Here is a 1,049-nt window from a genome sequence, read left to right as displayed (position 1 = left end):
TTGCCGCGGGGGAGGACTTCTTCAGGGAACTCAAAGCGCTCATGCGGCTGGTCCTGCGGCGCCATCCAGGCCCGAATCCCCTCGTTCAGCAAAATGTTCTTCGTGTAAAACGTCTCAAACTCCGGGTCTTCCGCTGCCCGCACCTCCTGACTGATAAAGTCATACGCCCGCAGGTTCAGCGCCAACCCCACTACCCCAATGCTCGACATCCACAAACCCGTCACCGGCACAAACAACATGAAAAAGTGCAGCCACCGCTTGTTGGAAAACGCTATCCCAAAAATCTGGCTCCAGTACCGGTTGGCCGTCACCATCGAGTAGGTCTCCTCCGACTGCGTCGGCTCAAACGCCCGAAAGGTGCTGGCCGCATCCCCATCCTGAAACAGGGTGTTCTCCACCGTCGCCCCATGGATGGCACACAACAGCGCTCCACCCAAAACGCCAGCCACCCCCATCATGTGGAACGGGTTCAGCGTCCAGTTGTGGAACCCCTGGAAAAACAGCAAAAAGCGGAAAATCCCCGCCACCCCAAAGCTAGGCGCAAAAAACCAGCTGCTCTGCCCCAGCGGGTAAATCAAAAACACGCTCACAAACACCGCTATCGGCGCGCTAAACGCAATGGCGTTGTAGGGCCGCACCCCCACCAGCCGGGCAATCTCAAATTGCCGCAGCATAAAGCCAATCAGTCCCAGCGCTCCGTGCAGGGCCACAAAGGTCCACAGCCCCCCAATCTGGCACCAGCGGGTGAAGTCCCCCTGGGCTTCGGGGCCCCACAGCAGCAGCAGGCTGTGCCCCATGCTGTCGGCGGGGGTGGAGACGGCTACGGTCAAAAAGTTGCACCCTTCCAGGTAGGAGCTGGCCAACCCGTGGGTGTACCAGGAGGTCACAAAGGTGGTGCCGGTGAGCCAGCCGCCCAGGGCTAGGTAAGCGCAGGGGAACAGCAGCAGCCCGGACCAGCCGATGAACACGAATCTGTCGCGCTTGAGCCAGTCATCGACGATGTCGAACCATCCTCGCTCCTGACGCACGCGCCCTACCGCTATGGTCAT

Annotated in this window: 1 protein-coding gene; it reads right to left on the bottom strand. The window is 60.2% G+C overall.

The window, feature by feature from the left end; all coding sequences use genetic code 11:
• On the bottom strand, positions 1–1,049 hold a 1,049-nt coding region (gene psbD / locus NW856_RS06950), incomplete at both ends, for a photosystem II D2 protein (photosystem q(a) protein) (protein ID WP_414399623.1).

This window comes from Synechococcus sp. R3-13, assembly GCF_047462195.1.
Lineage (GTDB): Bacteria > Cyanobacteriota > Cyanobacteriia > Thermostichales > Thermostichaceae > Thermostichus.
The sequence above is the reverse complement of the archived record's forward strand: the minus strand, read 5'-3'. Positions and strand labels throughout refer to the sequence as shown.